The following is a 13,605-nucleotide window of genomic DNA, read 5'->3' as shown; positions in this document are numbered from 1 at the left end:
CCGGCTTCTCCGCTCCACCCCCGACCGCGCCCGCACCCACCGGTTTCTCCGCACCACCTCCGTCGGCACCACCTCCGTCGGCACCACCTACTTCGGCACCGGTCCCGGCGGCACAGCCCCCGGCCCTCGGTCCGGCCGAGCGGAATCCCTCCGCGCCGCCGCCGGACGCCGCGGCCAGCCCGGACCCGGCCGCGAGCCCATCTCCCGCCGCCGAAGACGCAGGCGCCGCGAAGGACGCCGAGAACACCGGGAACGCAGGAACCGCCGGGGACACCGACAGCTCCGAGGACGCCAAGGACACCAAGGTCGCCGAGGGCACTGGGGGCACTGGGGGCACTGAGGACGCCGAGACCGTGCGGGTCGACCAGCCGACCGCGCGCACCGTCGCCCCCGTCGACGACCCCGAGGCCACGATCCGGGTCAGCCCGGTGGCGCTGGCCTCGGCGGGCGTCGCCGTGCGCGGCCCGGCGACCGTCATGCGCCCGGCGCCCGGGTTCAGCGCGGCAGGCCCGCAGGGGACCAGGGCGATGCTGCGCTCGGACCTGGAGAAGGTCATCGAGGCCGCGCAGCCGCCCCCGCCGACCGGGCCGCAGCCGATCCCGCCGCAGGCCTCCGGGCCGCAGCCGAGGTCGAACACCCGCCGGTTCGTGCTCATCGGGATCATCGGCGTGCTGGTGCTGGGCCTGCTCGGCGCGGGCACCTGGTGGTTCACCTCCGGCCGCTACACCGCGGTCCCGCCGCTGACCGGCCAGGACGTCGCCGCCGCCGAGACCTCGGTCCGCAACGCCGGGCTGACCCCGTCGGTCACCCGGCAGCGGCACAACGAGATCCCGCAGGGCGTGGTCATCAGCACCGAGCCCGGCGAGGGCGCCGAGGTGCTGCGCGGCGACCCGGTGCAGCTGGTGGTGTCCTCGGGCAGGCCGGTGGTGCCGGACGTCGCGGCGGGCGCCGACCCCGCCCAGGCCGAGGCCGCCATCAAGGAGAACGGGCTGCAGCCGCAGCGCGACGACGCCGTCAACGTGCACGACGAGCAGGTGCCGGTGGGGATGGTGGTGCGCCTGGACCCGCCCGCCGGGACGGCGCTGGACATCGGCCACCGGGTCGTCATCGTGCTGAGCAAGGGCCCTGCCCCGAAGCCGGTGCCCGAAGTGCGCGGGCAGACCCGCGACGAGGCGTTCGGCAATCTGACCAACCAGGGCTTCCAGCCCGCCGACGGCACCCCGGAGTTCGCCGCCGACATCGACGGCGGCCGCGTCATCCGCACCGATCCGCCCGCGGGGACGACCATCCCGGCCGACGGGAACAAGCAGGTGACCGTCGTGGTGTCCAACGCGGTCTCGGTGCCCGACCTCGGTGGCCTGACGGTGCCCGAGGCGCAGGCGAAGCTGGCCGAGGTGGGGCTGGCGCTGGAGCTGCAGCCGTTCTCCAACGGCGGCGGGCGGGTCATCACGCAGGGACCGTCGGCGGGCAGCCGGGTCCAGCCGGGCTCGAAGGTGCAGGTCTTCGCCTTCTAGCGCGCGGTGTGACGAACTCGATGGTGTGATCCGACCCCCTCGGGTAACCCGGAGGACACGTGCGTTTGGTGTCGTAGGGGAATGGCCACTCGTGCGAAGTCCCCGCTGACGAACCTGGACGTCGCGTTCCTGTGCATGGAGCGGCCGGACACCCCGATGCACCTCGGCGCGGTCGGCGTGTTCCGGCCTACTTCCACTGTGGACGGTCCGGCACTCGGCAGGCTGCTAGCCGCCCGCGCCGCCGCCATCCCGGCGCTGCACCGGGTGGTGCGCCGCTCGCGCCTCGGCGGCGCATCGTGGACCGAGGCGGAGGACTTCCGCGCCGAGGACCACGTGCGCGTGTTCCGGCTGCCGGGCGACCTGCTGGCGAGCTACACCGGCGCGTGGCAGGCCAGTCCGCTGGACCTGCGCAAGCCGCCGTGGGAGCTGCACGTGCTCACCGGCCTGCCCGGCGGCGACTTCGCGGTGCTGCTCAAGCTGCACCACGCCTTGGCCGACGGCGCGGGCGCGCTGGCCATCGCCGCGGGCCTCTTCGACGGCCTCGCCACGCCTCCCGAGCAGCCGCCGCCCGCACGCGACCGCGCCGCCGAGCTGAGCGCCCTGCCCGGCCTGCTGCGCTCCACCGCGGGCATCGCGGGCGACGTGCTGCGCACCGTCCGCGCGCCGTGGTCGGCCCCGCTGGCCGCCCCCAGCTCCGCGGGCCGCCGCTTCGCCATGGTCGGCCTGGACGCCGACGACATCCGCCACATCCGCCGCGCCCACGGCGGCACCGCCAACGACGTGACCCTCGCCGTCCTCGCGGGCGGCCTGCGCTCGTGGCTGGCCGACACCGACCGCCCGGTGGCGGGCATGCGCGCCCTGATCCCGGTCAACACCCGCTCGCGCGGCGGCGAGGGCGGCAACCAGCTCTCCGGCTACGTCTGCGACCTCCCCGTCCAGCTGGCCGACCCGCTGTCCCGGCTGCGCGCGGTCCGCGCGTCGATGGACTCCTGCAAGCGCACCGGCACCGCCCGCGGCGCGGGCGCCCTGCCCCTGCTGGCCAACCGCCTCCCCGCCGCCCTGCACCGCATCGGCACCGGCCTGGCCGCCCGCGGCGCCCCGATGCTCTTCGACACCGTGATCACGACGGTCGCCCTGCCGTCCATCCCGCTGTCCATCGATGGGGCCGACCTGCGCGCCGTCTACCCGGTGGTGCCCCTGGCGTCCGGGCACCCCGTCGGCATCGCCATCTCGCCCTACCGCGACGGCATCCACATCGGCCTCAACGCCGACGCGTCCTCAGCCCCCGATGTCGACCTGCTGGCCACCGCGATCGCCAAGTCCGCTGTAGAGCTGCACGAGCGCTGCTGAGCTCAGAGCAGGGTCGCGGCGAGGAAACCCGCGTAGCAGCCCGCCGCCGCCCACGCGAGGCCGCGGCCCACCCGCGGCGCGGCGTCCGCGGCGAACAGCCCGGCGACGCAGGCCAGCAGCGCCCAGCACGCCGGGTGCCCCCACCGGATGAGCGCCAACCGGACCCCGGTCGCCTCCGCGGCCCGCGCGGGCACGACCACCACCCACAGCACGGCCAGCCCCACTGCCACGACCGCCCCGACGACACCGACCACCCGCCGGTGGCGCTCCCACCACTTCACTGGCTCTTCTCCCTGGTCCGGTCCTGTGCGCCCCCCCGTTCGCCGGCGGGAACCCGCGGGGCGCGAGCGCAGCCTAGGGCCGATCACCCCCGCCCGTCCCGACTTCGGACGAGCCGATGCCCCGGCGCGGGGCGCGCCGGGGCATCGGGAGCGCACGGGTCAGGAGCGGAGCATCTCCGCGACCAGGAAGGCCAGCTCCAGCGACTGCTGGGTGTTGAGCCTGGGGTCGCAGGCGGTCTCGTAGCGGCCCGCGAGGTCGGCGTCGGAGATCTCCTGGGCGCCGCCGAGACACTCGGTGACGTCCTCGCCGGTCAGTTCGACGTGGATGCCGCCGGGGTGGGTGCCCAGTCGCCTGTGGACCTCGAAGAAGCCCTGGACCTCGTCGACGATGCGGTCGAAGTGGCGGGTCTTGTAGCCGGTGGAGGACTCGTGGGTGTTGCCGTGCATCGGGTCGCACTGCCAGATGACCTTGTGCCCGGACGCCTCCACCTTCTCCACGATGGCGGGCAACACGTCGCGGACCTTGCCGTTGCCCATGCGGCTGATCAGCGTCAGGCGGCCCGGGGTGTTGTGCGGGTCGAGGCGTTCGACGTACTCGACGGCCAGCTCGGGCGTCGTCGTCGGGCCGATCTTGAGGCCGACCGGGTTGGACAGCAGCTCGGCGAAGGCGATGTGGGCGTCGTCGAGGCCGCGGGTGCGCTCGCCGATCCACAGGAAGTGCGAGGACAGGTCGTAGAGCTTGGGCTCCTCGCCGCGGGTGTCCAGGCGCAGCAGCGCGCGCTCGTAGTCCAGCAGCAGCGCCTCGTGCGAGGCGTAGACCTCGGCGGTGTGCAGGGAGCTGTCCTCGACGCCGCAGGCGCGCATGAAGCGCAGGCCGCGGTCGATCTCGGTGGCCAGCGCCTCGTAGCGCTCACCGGCGGGCGAGGTGCGGACGAAGTCGCGGTTCCAGTCGTGGACCAGGGCGAGGTCGGCCATGCCCGCGCCGGTCAGCGCGCGGACCAGGTTCATCGCGGCGCTGGCGTTGGCGTAGGCGCGGACCATGCGGCTGGGGTCCGGGACGCGGGCCTCGGGGGTGGCGACCAGGGAGTTGACGATGTCGCCGCGGTAGACCGGCAGGCCGAGCGCGTCGGTGCCCGCCGAGCGCGGCTTGGCGTACTGGCCCGCGATGCGGCCGACCTTCACCACCGGCAGGCTCGCGCCGTAGGTGAGGACGACGGCCATCTGCAGCAGGGTGCGGATGTTGCCGCGGATGTGCGGCTCGGTGTTGTCGGCGAAGGTCTCGGCGCAGTCGCCGCCCTGGAGCAGGAAGGCGCGGCCCAGCGCGACCTCGGCGAGGCGGCCGTGCAGGCGATCGATCTCGGCGGGGACGGTGATCGGCGGCACGCTCTCCAGCACGGCGCGCACCTGCCGCACGTGCTCGGCGTCGGGCCACTCCGGCTGCTGGGCGGCCGGGCGGGCGAGCGCCTCGTCCAGTCGGGCGCGCATCGCCGGGGGAAGCGGCGGCAGCTCGGGAAGGGTGTCCACCGGCACGTCGACGGTCCAGTTCACGTGCCTCAGCGTAGGCCGTCGTCCGGTTCGCCCGAACACCGGGACACCGCTCCCAACCGGTGGACATCGCGGCTTGCAGGGTGGTACAGCCCTGGTCGAGATCCACTTGCAGGAGCAATCATCCGAGGGTGACCCCGGACCTGGACCCCGCCCGCCTCCTCGCGACCGCCACCGCCAACATCCGCCGCGACTACCCGGTCCACTGGACCCACCTGATCGGCTCCGCGGCCGACCTGCGGCCCCAGCGCGAGCTGCACCCGGTGTTCGCGGGCTCCTACGACTGGCACTCCTGCGTGCACCAGACCTGGCTGATGGCCCGCCTGCTGCGGCTGCGCCCCGGCCTCGACGGCGAGGCCGACGCGGTCGCCGCGCTGGACGAGCTGGTCACCGCCGAGGGCGCGCGGGTCGAGGCGGCGTTCTTCGCCTCCCCGGAGGGCGCCTACTGGGAGCGCGCGTACGGGTGGGCATGGCTGTTCACGCTGGCGGCCGAGCTGCGGCTGTGGCCGGGGGGCGCGCGCTGGTCGGCCGCGCTGGAGCCGCTGACCGAGGTCCTGCGCTCGCGCTGGCTGGGGTGGCTCAAGGGTGCGCGGCTGCCGGTGCGGGTCGGCACCCACACCAACACCGCCTTCGCCATCGGCCTCACCCTGGACGCCGCCCGCGCCACCGGCGACGACGAGCTGGCCGCCTCCTGCGTCGAGGCCGCCGAACGGTTCTACGCCGCCGACCGCGGCTACGGCGGCTTCGAGCCCAGCGCCGCCGACTTCCTCTCCCCCGCCCTGGTCGAGGCCGATCTCATGCGGCGGGTCCTGCCCGCCGCCGGTTTCGCCGAGTGGCTCGACGGCTTCCTGCCCGATCTGGAGTCCGAGCGCTGGAGCGGCCTGCGCAACCCGGTGGAGGTCGACGACCCGAGCGACCCGTACGGCTCGCACCTGTCCGGCCTGGCGCTGTCGCGGGCGTGGTGCTGGCGCGGCATCGGCGAGGCGCTCCCCGATGGGCACCGCTACGCCGAGCCGGCCCGGGAGGCCGCGTCCGCGCACCGGGACCTGGGCCTGCGCTACGTCTTCGGCTACGGGTACGCCGCCGAGCACTGGCTGGGCACCTTCTCGGCCTACCTGGACCTGGGGGCGCTGCGCGCGTAGTCGAGAAGCTCACCGGTCGGCCTGCCCTGGCGGTGCGCGCCCAGGGCGACGATCGCCGCGACCGCGCGGCACCAGCCCTCCAGCCGCTCGGGCCGCAGGGCGGTGGCGGCGAGGAGCGCGTCCCGCCTGCGCTCGATCCCCTCGCCGCCGAGGACGTGGTCCACCGCGTCGAACTCCGGTTCGCCGACGGTGCCGTGCGGGTCGATGACCACCGCCGCTCCGCCTGGCCCGACCAGCACGTTGCCCGCGTGCAGGTCGCCGTGCAGCAGCACGTGCCGGTCGACCGAGGACGCCATCTCCCGGCAGCGCCGCCCCGCGGCGGCCAGGTCCTCGGCCGTCACGGGCCCGTCCGGCCGAGCCCGCCCGACGAACGACGGCGCGCCGGGCCCCAGGCGCGGGCGGTCCACCACGGGCACGGAGTGCAGGTCGGCCAGCAGCGCCGCGAACTCCCCGACCGGCGGCCACCCCGGCTCGCCCGCCACCCACTCCACCACGAACGCCCCGCCCCCGGCCGCCAGCACCGCGGGCACCCGCCCGCTCGGCAGGAACGCGCGCAGCACCGCAACCTGCGCGCGCGCCCGCTCCACGTCCGGGAACACCTTGAGCACGACCGGCGCGCCCGCGCGCACCGCGGCGACCGAGGCCGCCGAGTTGCCGCCGGGCAGCGGCTCGCCCAGGTCGAGGTCCCACTCCCCCGCCAGCCGCCGCAGCAGCGCGGGCAGCCCGTCGAGCCAGCCGCGCACCCGCTCGCCATAGCGGCGCAGCAGCCTGCGCTCGACGTCGGCCAGGGTCACAGCCCGGGGCGTCGGTCGGTCCACGGGTGGGCGCGCTCGTACTGGCCCGACAGCGACAGCAGCAGGCGCTCGCTGTCCGCCGGTCCGATGAGCTGCACGCCGATCGGCATCCGCGCGGAGTCCACGGCGACCGGCACGGCCGCGGCCGGGTAGCCCAGGACGTTCCAGGTCGGGAAGTAGGAGACGTGGACGGCGACGGGCGGCAGCGTCGTCGACGCGCCGCTGCCGTGGTAGCGGCCGATGCGGGTGGGCCGCCGCGTCCAGCCCGGCTGGAGGATCACGTCGTGGTCGGCCCAGAACCCGGCCATGCGCTCGTGCAGGCCTGCCTCGGCGGCGCGCACCCTGGCCAGCACGCGGTCGGGGATGCGGGCGCCGAGCGCGGCGATGCGGCGGGTCCTGGGCTCCACCAGCTCCGGGTGCGGCAGGGAAGCCACGTCGTCGGCGATGCCGCGCAGGTAGCGGGTCATGAACTGGGGCGAGGGGCGCGCGCCCAGCGGGGTGCTGGTCTCGGTCACTCGGTGACCCAGGTCGCGGAGGCGGTCGGCGGTGTCGGCGACGGCGCGGCGGTACTCCTCCGACATCGGCGGGCGCCCCACCGGGGTGCCCCACACCAGCGCGACGCGCAGCGGCTGCGGCGGCGCGGCCACGGCCCCGACCAGGCCGTCCTGGGCAGCCATCACCTCCACGACGGCGGCGGCGTCGGCCACGCCCCGGCCGATCGCGCCCAGGCCCGACAGTCCGTGCCACAGCTCGCGGGACGGGGCCAGCGGCACCATGCCGCGACTGGTCTTGAGGCCGAAAACGCCGGTGGCGCAGGCGGGCATGCGGACCGAGCCACCGCCGTCGGAGGCCGTCCCCGCGCCGACGACGCCCGCCGCGACAGCCGCCGCGGTGCCGCCCGACGAGCCGCCCGGGGTGTAGTCGGTGTTCCACGGGTTGCGGGTGGCGCCGTAGGTCATGGTCTCGGTGAACGGCCACAGGCAGCGGTCCGGAGTCAGGGTGCGGCCGACGAGGACCGCGCCCGCGGCGCGCAGCCGGGCCACCGCGGCGGAGTCGGCGGTGGCGTCGGGCCACTGCCGCGGCCCGCCCATCGCGGTGAAGTCGCCCTCGACATCGATGTCGTCCTTGACCGCGATCGGCACGCCGAGCAGCGGGGTCGACTCGCCTGCGTCGATGCGCGCCTGGGCCGCCTCGGCGGCCTCGCGCGCCGAGTCGTAGACCCGGCGGAACGCGTTGAGCACCGGGTTGACGGCGTGCAGCCGCTCCAGCACCGCGTCGAGGAGTTCCGGGGCGCGCACCGACCCCTCGCGCAGCGCCCGAGCCTGTTCGTAAGCCCCCGCCCACAGCAGTTCCATGCCGAAACCCTAGTGGGCGGACACGCGGAAGCGCCCGCCCCGGACGAAGGGACGGGCGCTTCCGGGGCGTGCTTATCCGAAGAAGACCTCGGCCTCGGCGTAGCGCTCGGCCGGGACGGTCTTCAGCTCGGCGGTGGCCTCGGCGAGCTTGACCCGCACGATGTCGGTGCCGCGCAGCGCGACCATCACGCCGAAGTCGCCGTCGGCGACCGCGTCCACCGCGTGCAGGCCGAACCGGGTCGCCAGGACGCGGTCGTAGGCGGTGGGCACGCCGCCGCGCTGGGTGTGGCCGAGGACGACCGCGCGGGACTCCTTGCCGGTGCGCTTGGCGATCTCGTCGGCCAGCCAGGTGCCGATGCCGCCGAGGCGCACGTGCCCGAAGGCGTCCTTCTCGCCGGTCAGCAGCACCTCGTCGCCGCCCTCGGGCAGCGCGCCCTCGGCGACGACGATGATCGGCGCGTACTCGCGCTCGAAGCGCCGGGTGACCCACTCGACGACCTTGTCGACGCTGAAGGGCCGCTCGGGGACGAGGATGACGTTCGCCCCGCCCGCCAGGCCCGAGTGCAGCGCGATCCAGCCGGCGTGGCGGCCCATGACCTCCACGACCAGGGCGCGGTGGTGGGACTCGGCGGTGGTGCGCAGCCGGTCGATCGACTCGGTCGCGATGTGCACCGCGGTGTCGAAGCCGAAGGTGTAGTCGGTGGCGCCGAGGTCGTTGTCGATCGTCTTCGGCACGCCGACGACGCCGATGCCGTCGTCGGTCAGCTTCTTGGCGACGCCGAGGGTGTCCTCGCCGCCGATGGCGATCAGCGCGTCCACGCCCTGGTCGGCGAGCACGGCGCGGATCTTCTCCACGCCCCCGTCGACCTTGTAGGGGTTGGTCCGCGAGGAGCCCAGGATGGTGCCGCCCCTGGTCAGGATGTCCTCGACGTCGTCCAGGACGATCGGCCTGCTGATCCCTTCGATCGGACCGCGCCAGCCGTGCCGGAACCCGACGATGTCCCAGCCGTGGGCTTCGATGCCCTTGCGCACCACAGCCCGGATGACCGCGTTCAGCCCAGGACAGTCACCGCCGCCGGTGAGCACGCCGACCCGCATGGGGAATCCCTCCGCTTGAGTTTCGATTCAGTGACAGCCGTCACCGCACAGACTGCCAGGTACTGAATCGTTGAAGCAACAGGGGGTCCAGTGGCTGGAAGATCACTTCCCGGAGCGGGTCCGCCGGTGCTCCTCGATGACCTGCCAGCGCACCAGGTTGTGCCGGGCGTCGGCCAGCGCGTCGTGGGCGTCGGCGGGCGGCGGCGGCAGCGTCGGCTTGCCCGCGTCCTCCCAGCGCTGGCGCAGCTCGCGGGTGAAGCGCGGCAGCTCGCGCGGCATCGCGGGCATGGCCCCCCACAGCTGCCCGAGCGCGACGTGGTCGTAGGCGCTGAACCATGCCCACAGCTCGATGCGGCCCTTGCCCGCGGTGAGGAACGCCATCAGGTCGCGGCGGATGGCCGCCCGGTCCCGCCAGGCCCGGTCGGCGGGCGAGGGGAGCTTGTCGAGCACGTTCTCCCGCACCCACGGCCCGGCCTTGTCCGGGTTGAACTCGGTGGAGACCGCGTAGAACTCCCGGCCCTGCTCGTCGACGACACCGATCGACACCAGGTCGATGGTCGTTCCGTCCTCGATGAACTCGGTATCGTAGAAGTACCGCACCCGAAGACCCTATAGGTCAGCTCGCCCGGGACTCGGGAAGCCGGTCCGGTAGCGGTTGCGCCTGCTCCTTGGCCTTCGCCGCGTACATGTCGACGTACTCCTGGCCGGAGAGTTCCATGAGCGCGTACATGATCTCGTCGGTGATGGAGCGCTCGATGAAGCGGTCCCCGTCGAGGCCGGAGTAGCGGGAGAAGTCCAGCGGCTCGCCGACCTTGATCCGGATCTTGGTCGGGCGCCACATCTTGGAGCCGATGGGGTTGGCCTTGTCGGTGCCGAACATCGCGATCGGCACCACCGGGACACCGGCCTGCAGGGCGATGCGGGCGATGCCGGTCTTGCCGCGGTAGAGGCGGCCGTCGGGCGAGCGGGTGCCCTCGGGGTAGATGCCCATCAGGTTGCCCTCGCGCAGCAGCCGGACCCCGGTGTCGAGGGCGGCCTGGGCCGCGGAGGCGCCGGAGCGGTCGATCGGGATCTGGCCGACGCCGGTGAAGAACGCCTTCTTCAGCCTGCCCTTGATCCCGGGCTCGGTGAAGTACTCGATCTTGGCCGGGAAGGTCACCCGGCGCGGGACCATCAGCGGCAGGAAGAACGAGTCGGACACGGCGAGGTGGTTGCTGGCCAGCAGCACACCGCCCTCGGCCGGGATGTTCTCCTTGCCCTCGATCTCCGGGCGGAAGAAGATCCTCAGCACCGGGCCGAGCAGGACGTGCTTAATCAGCCAATACAGCACGGGCGTCATCTCCTGTCCGACCTGCGGCCTCCGGCGATCAAGCCTACTGCGCACGGTAACGCGCGGCGGCGTGGTGGAGATGGTCCGGTCATCCCCCGCGTTTTCCGTGCGACCATGGCGGGCAGAGCTTGAGGAGGTCTCCGGTGCCCGCGATCCCAGGCGGCGAGCAGTTCGCGCACGACGGTTCCACCGAGATCGGGGTGCTGCTCAGCCACGGTTTCACCGGCTCCCCGTTCAGCATGCGGCCGTGGGCCGATCAGCTGGTGGCCGAGGGCTTCAGCGTGCGCGTGCCGCTGCTGCCCGGCCACGGCACCCGCTGGCAGGACATGAACCGCACGACCTGGCCCCAGTGGTACGGCGCGGTCGAGTCGGGATTCCTGGAGCTGCGCGAGCGGTGTTCGCTGGTCTTCGCCTTCGGCCTGTCGATGGGCGGCACGCTGTGCCTGCGCCTGGCCCAGAACCACGGCGACGCGGTGGCGGGCCTGGTGCTGGTCAACCCGTCGGTGATGTCGCTGCGCAAGGAGATGGCGCTGCTGCCGGTGCTGTCGCGGATCGTGCCGTCGGTGCGCCCGATCAGCGACGACATCGCCAAGCCGGGCGTCACCGAGCACGCATACCCCCGTACCCCATTGCGTGCGCTGGCGAGTCTGACCAAGCTGTGGGGTGCGGTGCGCACCGACCTTGGCGCGGTGACGTCGCCGCTGCTGCTGCTGCACTCAGCGGTGGACAACGTCGTGGAGCCGGAGAACGCGAAGGTGGTGCTGGCCGGGGTGAGCAGTCCGGACGTCACCGAGGTCGTGCTGGAGAACAGCAGGCACGTGGCGACGATCGACAACGACGCAGACCTGATCTTCTCCCAGAGCGTGGCCTTCGCCAAGCGCGTGGCGGCGGGAGACCGGGCGTGAACGGGCGCGACGGGGCGGAGGACTCCCCCCAGGACATCGACGCCGCCTTCGCCCAGATCGTCGCCGACCTCCAGCGCGAAGGCATCGGCCGCTCCCTGCCCGAGGACGAGCCCCGCCGCCGCCCGGCCGCTCCCGCGCCCGCCCCGCCGGAGGAGGAGCCGCGCCCCGCCGAGGCGTCCTGGCGCGGCTACACCGGCGAGTACGACACGTTCAACGACAACGAGGACGAGCACTACGAGCCGCCGGAGCCCCCGCCGCTGCCCCGGCTGCGGTGGCCGACGGTGCTGGCGATCGGGCTGATCGTGGCGGGCGTCGTCCTGCTGCTGCTGCCCGCCGTCACCGCCCTGGACGGCCGCTTCGCCACCCCGGTCGGCCTGCTGGGCCTGGCGGGCGGCATCGCCCTGCTGCTCCTGCGCGCCCGCACCACCTCCCGGCTCGACCCCGGCGAGGACGGGGCCGAGGTCTAGCCGCGGCTATCGCGTGCCCCACATCTGAAACACGGCCTAGGACCGCTTCGCGGGCTGCAGGGCCGAGAGCAGGTCCTCGACGAACGCCGTCCCTTTGGCGACCTTGTCCGCGGGATCGCCCACCTTCCGCTGGAACGCGGCGAACCGCTCCTGCACGAAGGTCCAGCAGGAGTCGAGGTCCGCGTCGGCGATGTCTGCGCCGGCCGTGACCACCTTGGCCAGTTGTTTGGGGGACCGGACCGGTGAGCCGACGAGCTTCGTCGCGGCCACCATGGCCACGTGGAACTTGAAGTTGGTCCGTTCTTGGGTGCTGATGCCCACCTCGCCCGATGACAGGAAGGCGTCCACCGACCGCTGCGCCCGCGCCAGCCAGAGATACACCTCGACGGGGACCTCCTTCGAGAAGATCTTGCGGTAATCCTCGTTCTTCTTCAACAAGCTGGATGGGCGGGCCCGGGAGTCGTCCGGACGCCCCAACCCCATCGCCATCACCGCCTGTGCCAGGAACGGGATGCTGACGATGCGCTCCGAACTGCGGCCGCTGTTGCGGTAGAAGTTCTTCCTGCGGTCGTAGAACCAGTCGTTGCCGAGGAAGAACGCCTCGATGTCGCGCTGGATGTCGTCGGTCGCGCGCAGCGACGCGGCGGGCACCGACGTCTGCCTGTTCGTCGCTCGGATCACCTGGTCCCGAGTGGCCTGGTCATCCCCGGTGACCAGGATCCGAACCAGGACCGAGCGGCCGAACGCGGGGTGGTCCGGCTCCACGGACCGCAGGACGCTGTAGATCGTGTGCGAGGTCTGCAGGCCGTTCACGACCTGGACGTCGTCCAGCGAGTACGTCTTCCCCACCGCGCTGGCCTTCGAGCAGACGATGGTCACCCCGTTGTTGAGCCACCAGAAATCTGGAGCTGCCGGGTCCTGCAACGAGTCCCTTATCTCCCGATTGACCTCGACGTCGCCTTGGTAGTCGCGAACATTCCAGTCGAAGATGTGCCTGCGGAGTTCGCCCGCATTGTCGGTCAGGAACGTCATGTAGTCGCGAAGGCGCACCAAGGCGACGTGGCTGTTCTCGCTCGTCGCGCTTTCCACGTAGGTGAGCTCAGTCGTGTAGGACGAGACGGTGTTGGCCCTCTTCCAGAGTTCGGCCGACCCCATGAACTCGACCTTGCCCACCGCGCCGGGAATCACGGCCGACAGCTGCCCCTCCAGATCCCGGGCTTTGATCTCCACCTTGGTGTTGATGGCGTTCGCGCCGGAGGTGCGCCCTCTGGTGGCGTACACGAAGGTGACCTCGACCTGCGGATGACGAGTGGCCAGCGTGCGCAGGGCTGTCCGGAAGAAGCCGGTTCGGAGCACCGTGGTGGGCGAGTACAGGCGGAGCAGGTCTTCCTCCGCCTCGGACAGGCTCAGCAACCTGCCCGCCGCGTCCGAGGCCTTCTCTATCGCTGTCTCGGTGAAGGAGACTTCCCGCTTCGCCTGCACCAGCCAGAGTTCCAGCTTCACCCCGACGGGGACCCTCGTCGCGACAAACCCCGGCTGGAGGATCTCACTGTCCTCGGAAAGGAGAATGCCGCCGAGGAAGACGTAGATCGCGTCGAGGGCGCCGTCGTTGCTGCCGCCGACCACGCCGTCCGCGATCTCTTCCGATGACAACTCCCGCCCGTGGAGAGCTTGTTCAGCGGCGAACAACTCGAATGCGTCGTCTTCTCTGATTGGTACCGATCTCTCGGCCTGCCGTTGGGCGAGGACTTGGTCGAGCAGAACCAATTCGTTGTCGGCCACAGCCCGCATGGTTTCACAGGGAGAATGACGAGGCGAGCATTC

13 protein-coding genes are annotated in these 13,605 nt (G+C 72.8%); 5 read left to right on the top strand and 8 right to left on the bottom strand.

The features are described 5' to 3' along the window. The first annotated feature begins 476 nt into the window (after positions 1-476). Positions 477-1,514: a PASTA domain-containing protein gene (locus tag ACFPM7_RS11585; RefSeq protein WP_378247239.1), complete on the top strand. Its 1,038-nt coding sequence runs from the start codon at positions 477-479 to the stop codon at positions 1,512-1,514. Between the two features lie 81 nt (positions 1,515-1,595). After that, positions 1,596-2,864 carry a wax ester/triacylglycerol synthase family O-acyltransferase gene (locus ACFPM7_RS11580; RefSeq protein WP_378246895.1) on the top strand — a complete coding sequence of 423 codons (1,269 nt, stop codon included), beginning with the start codon at positions 1,596-1,598 and terminating at the stop codon, positions 2,862-2,864. Between the two features lie 2 nt (positions 2,865-2,866). Here ACFPM7_RS11580 and ACFPM7_RS11575 read toward each other — a convergent pair whose 3' ends face one another. Further along, the gene (locus ACFPM7_RS11575; RefSeq protein WP_378246893.1) at positions 2,867-3,145 is read right to left on the bottom strand and encodes a hypothetical protein; all 279 of its coding nucleotides are present in this window, start codon (positions 3,143-3,145) and stop codon (positions 2,867-2,869) included. A gap of 159 nt (positions 3,146-3,304) precedes the next feature. After that, on the bottom strand, positions 3,305-4,693 hold the full coding sequence (locus tag ACFPM7_RS11570; RefSeq protein ID WP_378246891.1) for a class II 3-deoxy-7-phosphoheptulonate synthase: 1,389 nt from the start codon (positions 4,691-4,693) through the stop codon (positions 3,305-3,307). 128 nt (positions 4,694-4,821) lie between these two features. Here ACFPM7_RS11570 and ACFPM7_RS11565 point away from each other — a divergent pair, with 128 nt between their 5' ends. Continuing rightward, positions 4,822-5,832: a DUF2891 domain-containing protein gene (locus ACFPM7_RS11565; RefSeq protein ID WP_378246889.1), complete on the top strand. Its 1,011-nt coding sequence runs from the start codon at positions 4,822-4,824 to the stop codon at positions 5,830-5,832. On the opposite strand, the gene ACFPM7_RS11560 is transcribed toward ACFPM7_RS11565, so the two are convergent. The 5 genes from ACFPM7_RS11560 to ACFPM7_RS11540 all read right to left on the bottom strand — a co-directional run bounded on the left by ACFPM7_RS11560 (position 5,802) and on the right by ACFPM7_RS11540 (position 10,409). Further along, positions 5,802-6,626: a phosphotransferase gene (locus ACFPM7_RS11560; RefSeq protein WP_378246887.1), complete on the bottom strand. Its 825-nt coding sequence runs from the start codon at positions 6,624-6,626 to the stop codon at positions 5,802-5,804. The genes ACFPM7_RS11565 and ACFPM7_RS11560 overlap by 31 nt on opposite strands. Then, complete coding sequence (locus ACFPM7_RS11555; protein ID WP_378246885.1) at positions 6,623-7,981, bottom strand: amidase family protein; 1,359 nt, start codon at positions 7,979-7,981, stop codon at positions 6,623-6,625. The genes ACFPM7_RS11560 and ACFPM7_RS11555 overlap by 4 nt, the downstream gene beginning before the upstream one ends. A 72-nt stretch (positions 7,982-8,053) precedes the next feature. After that, positions 8,054-9,079, bottom strand: coding sequence for a 6-phosphofructokinase (locus ACFPM7_RS11550; RefSeq protein ID WP_378246883.1), 1,026 nt, complete (start codon positions 9,077-9,079; stop codon positions 8,054-8,056). Between the two features lie 102 nt (positions 9,080-9,181). Beyond that, complete coding sequence (locus ACFPM7_RS11545; RefSeq protein WP_378246881.1) at positions 9,182-9,679, bottom strand: polyadenylate-specific 3'-exoribonuclease AS; 498 nt, start codon at positions 9,677-9,679, stop codon at positions 9,182-9,184. Between the two features lie 16 nt (positions 9,680-9,695). Next, positions 9,696-10,409 (bottom strand): lysophospholipid acyltransferase family protein, encoded by a 714-nt coding sequence (locus tag ACFPM7_RS11540; RefSeq protein WP_378247237.1) that lies wholly within the window; start codon positions 10,407-10,409, stop codon positions 9,696-9,698. 143 nt (positions 10,410-10,552) lie between these two features. On the opposite strand from ACFPM7_RS11540, the gene ACFPM7_RS11535 reads away from it, so the two are divergent. After that, complete coding sequence (locus ACFPM7_RS11535; protein WP_378246879.1) at positions 10,553-11,314, top strand: alpha/beta hydrolase; 762 nt, start codon at positions 10,553-10,555, stop codon at positions 11,312-11,314. After that, a complete protein-coding gene (locus tag ACFPM7_RS11530; protein WP_378246877.1) occupies positions 11,311-11,781 on the top strand; it encodes a hypothetical protein in 471 nt (156 codons plus the stop codon). Before ACFPM7_RS11535 ends, ACFPM7_RS11530 begins: the two co-directional genes overlap by 4 nt. 36 nt (positions 11,782-11,817) lie before the next feature. Here ACFPM7_RS11530 and ACFPM7_RS11525 read toward each other — a convergent pair whose 3' ends face one another. Then, the gene (locus tag ACFPM7_RS11525; RefSeq protein ID WP_378246875.1) at positions 11,818-13,563 is read right to left on the bottom strand and encodes an AIPR family protein; all 1,746 of its coding nucleotides are present in this window, start codon (positions 13,561-13,563) and stop codon (positions 11,818-11,820) included. Between the last annotated feature and the right edge of the window lie 42 nt (positions 13,564-13,605).

The sequence above is a fragment of the Actinokineospora guangxiensis genome (assembly GCF_042657845.1).
GTDB classification, from domain to species: domain Bacteria; phylum Actinomycetota; class Actinomycetes; order Mycobacteriales; family Pseudonocardiaceae; genus Actinokineospora; species Actinokineospora guangxiensis.
This window is presented reverse-complemented; position numbering and strand designations above follow the sequence as displayed.